We start from the raw sequence: 3,367 nt of genomic DNA, 5'->3' as shown, positions 1-3,367 counted from the left end.
CTCCCGCGCCCGCCGGCCGCCTATCGCAACTTAACCTACCCCTCGATGAGCGCCAGGATCGCCTCCGCGTTGGCCTCGGCGCCGCCCGTCCGCGTGCGCACGTAGGCGGTGGCCCTGTCTCCGGCCGCTCGGCGCGCGGTCTCGTACTGCGCCAGGGTGCGCAGGCGCCCTTCGAGCTGAGCGGCGTTGGTCACCTCTATGCCGCCGCCGCTGGCCACCAGCTCGGCGGCCTCGCGCGCGTTGCCGTGCCTGGGGCCGAGCAGCACCGGGATCCCCGCGGCCGCCGGCTCGACCACCGAGTGCACGCCGTCGTCGCGAAAGCCGCCGCCCACGTAGGCCAGGTCCGCGACGCGGTACAGGTCGGCGAGGAGGCCGAGCTGGTCCACGATGACCGCGCCGGGCAGCGGCCGTTCGTCCTCCAGCACTTCGGAGAGGCGGCGGTGCCTGATGTAGCTTCGGTCCAGCCGACCCTCGATGCCCACCAGGTGGGTTTCGCTCGGCTCGTGCGGCGCTATGACCAGCCGCACGCCGGCGCCGCCGCGCACGAACGCCGGCAGCAGCCGCGCCTCGTCCGAGGGCCACGTGGATCCCGCCACCAGCGTGACCACGCCGGGGTCGCGCAGGCGCTTCGCCGCGTCGGGAAGCTCGCCCGCGAGGCGTTTCAGCACCTGGTCGAAGCGCGCGTCGCCGGTCACCCGGGTGCGCTCGGGCAGCGACCCCATGCGCCTGTGCAGGACCGCGTCGTCGGGGGCGATGGCGCCAACCAGGTCCAGCCTGCCGTACGACGGGCCCAGGAACCAGCGCGCCGCCGGCCGCAGCCGAGACGAGTCGCGCGCGAGCGCGGCGTTCACCAGCGCCACGCGGGTGCCGCGCCGCTTGGCCTCGGCCCCCAGCACGGGCCACACTTCGGAGCGCACGTAGGCGATGACCGTCGGCTCCAGGGCGTCCAGCGCGCGGCGCACATCGGTGAGGGAGTCCCACGGCAGGTAGGCGGCTACGTCCGCGCCCATCTCCTCGAGCAGCCGCTCGGCCGACGGCGAAAAGTGGGTGAACGCGATCTGCACGGCCGGGCGCTTCTCGCGCAGCGCGGCGATGATCGCCTTGGCCATGAGGCTCTCGCCCGCGGACGGCGCGTGCACCCACACCAGCGGACGGTCCGGATCGCGGTGCTCGGCGGCCCAATCCTCGAACGCCGAGACCGACACCCGGCGCCCCGCGAGTCCGCGCTGGATCTTCTCGTCGCGACCGGCTCCGGCGCTCGCGAACGGCCGCGCCGCTCTCAGCACGAATCGGTAGAAGTGCTCCCTGGCGCGCAGCGCGGGGCCCGGGTCGACCGGGTGGGTGTCCGGCTCCGGCAGCTCGGAGGAGTCGGGGTCGCCCACATCGGCGCGAGGCGCCGCGGGCACTACGGGGGCTTCGAGATCCACGTCGGCTACCGGCTTCTCGCCAGCGCCCGGCTGCGCACTCGGAGCGGGCAACTCGGCTGGCTCTGGCGGCATCATCGCCGGGCGCTGACCTCCGCTCATAGGCTTCCTCCCGGCCTTGGGCGCGGCCACCACGGAGATGGCCGCCCGGGACAAGAACCGCCGCGATCGTGGTCGATGGACGCCCACGGCGGCGTGCCTCTATATTCGCCGCCGTGCGTTACATCGGCAATAAGACCAAGCTGCTGGACTTCATCCGGCGCACCCTCCGTCGCAGGGGAATCGCGCCGGGTCTGGCGGTCGATCCCTTCACGGGCACCGCCTCCGTGGCGCGCGACCTCAAGCGGCTCGGGCACCGCGTGGTGGCCTCGGACGTGATGGAGTACGGCCGCGTGTTCGCCGAGGCCTACGTCGTCGCGGAGCCAGGCAACGGTCACGCGCGGGTGGCGACGCTGCTCGACGAGCTGGGCTCGCTGCCTCCGCGGGACGGCTTCCTCCGCCGCAACTTCGGCGCGACCGACCAGGCCGACCAAGGGCGCATGTACTTCACCCCGGACAACGCCGGCCGCATCGACGCCGCGCGCGACCGTATCGAGCGCTGGCGTCGCGACGGGGCCATCGACCAGGGGACCTTCTACGCCCTGGTGGCGGCCCTCATCGAGGCCGCCGACCGGGTGGCCAACACCGCGGGCGTGTACGCCGCCTTCATCAAGTCGTGGCAGGCGAACGCGGTGAAGCCGCTCGAGCTGAAGCCGCGCAGGCCGCAGTCGGGGCCGCCGGCCCGGGCGGCGCGCGGCGACGCCGCGGACGTGGTCGGGGATTCGGGGCCCTTCGACCTGCTCTACCTGGACCCGCCCTACAACGAGCGCCAGTACCCCGCCTACTACCACCTGCCCGAGCTGATCGCCGAAGGCTGGTTCGACACCGAACCCGCGCTGCGCGGCAAGACCGGACTTCTGCCCGACGCCGACAAGCGCAGCGACTGGTGCCGCCGCGGCGCCGCGGCCGACGCGCTGGGGGCGGTGCTGGACGCCGCCGACTGCCGCCACGTGGTCATGAGCTACAACTCCGAGGGCATGATCCCGTCCGATACCATCGCCGCGCTACTCAAGACTTGGGGCCGCGCCTCGACCTACAAGCGCTACCGCCGCCGCTACAAGCGCTACCGCTCCGACGCCGACGGCGAGGGCCGCTCCTACGCCGGCGACGAGGTGGAGGAGTATTTGTTCTGCGTGGACCGGTAGGGTCACCCCGCGATCTGCCCCAGCGTCGTTAGCGTCAGGTAGCTCGTTACCCAAAGGAACCAGAAGACGGCGAACGCGGCGTGGAAGCGCCGGTTTCCGGTCAGAGCCGCGATGACGGCGGATAGGATGATCACCGCGACGAACCCCCAATACGATGGCGGCAGCCCCCGCAGCCCGCCCTCGGCCTTCAGCACGGTCTCAGGGATGTCGATGAACCAGGCCACTGTGAGGAGGCCGAAGAACCAGCTCCTGTTGCGGTAGAAGTGATCCTCGAAGTCGAAGTCGGGGGGGATGTCCCAGGGATACAGAATCGAGGCCAAGAGGAACAGCGACACGGTGTACGCAAAGACGAGCAGGAACTCGACGAAGGTCCACTCCGGTAGGCCGCTCCACCAGAACATCCCCCACCATATGCCGACGATGTAGACGATGACGTTCACGCCCCAGGCGACGTGGACCCAGTAGACTTTGAGCGTGTCGCGGTGGTGCACGGACTTGCTGAAGCCGACCAGGATATGGGTCAGTCCGAGACCCATGACGACGGACAGCAGGACGCTGAGATACTCGAAGACCGTCATGACCGACCCTCCGGGGATCAACTGGAGTTGGCAAGAGCGGCCAACTCATCCAGCAGCGTTGCTACTCACGGATTGCGATTCTGCCGGCAGGCCTGCCCGCGCACAAGCAGATCACCCTCGG

At 70.9% G+C, this 3,367-nt stretch carries 3 protein-coding genes; 1 reads left to right on the top strand and 2 read right to left on the bottom strand.

Annotation, left to right across the window (positions count from 1 at the left end; genetic code table 11):
- Positions 1 to 35: 35 nt before the first annotated feature.
- Positions 36 to 1,526 carry a glycosyltransferase N-terminal domain-containing protein gene (locus ABFS34_16200; GenBank protein ID MEN8376970.1) on the bottom strand — a complete coding sequence of 497 codons (1,491 nt, stop codon included), beginning with the start codon at positions 1,524 to 1,526 and terminating at the stop codon, positions 36 to 38.
- Between the two features lie 113 nt (positions 1,527 to 1,639).
- Here ABFS34_16200 and ABFS34_16195 point away from each other — a divergent pair, with 113 nt between their 5' ends.
- Positions 1,640 to 2,668, top strand: coding sequence for a DNA adenine methylase (locus tag ABFS34_16195; protein MEN8376969.1), 1,029 nt, complete (start codon positions 1,640 to 1,642; stop codon positions 2,666 to 2,668).
- A gap of 2 nt (positions 2,669 to 2,670) precedes the next feature.
- Here ABFS34_16195 and ABFS34_16190 read toward each other — a convergent pair whose 3' ends face one another.
- On the bottom strand, positions 2,671 to 3,246 hold the full coding sequence (locus ABFS34_16190) for a hypothetical protein (protein ID MEN8376968.1): 576 nt from the start codon (positions 3,244 to 3,246) through the stop codon (positions 2,671 to 2,673).
- Between the last annotated feature and the right edge of the window lie 121 nt (positions 3,247 to 3,367).

The organism is Gemmatimonadota bacterium, from assembly GCA_039715185.1.
Taxonomy (GTDB): domain Bacteria; phylum Gemmatimonadota; class Gemmatimonadetes; order Longimicrobiales; family RSA9; genus DATHRK01.
Note: the sequence above shows the minus strand (reverse complement) of the source record. Positions and strands in the feature narration are given on the sequence as shown.

Coding starts and splice junctions, on each gene's coding strand:
- ABFS34_16200 (MEN8376970.1), bottom strand. CDS start 1,526: ATGAGCGGAGGTCAGCGCCCGGCGATGATGCCGCCAGAGCCAGCCGAG.
- ABFS34_16190 (MEN8376968.1), bottom strand. CDS start 3,246: ATGACGGTCTTCGAGTATCTCAGCGTCCTGCTGTCCGTCGTCATGGGT.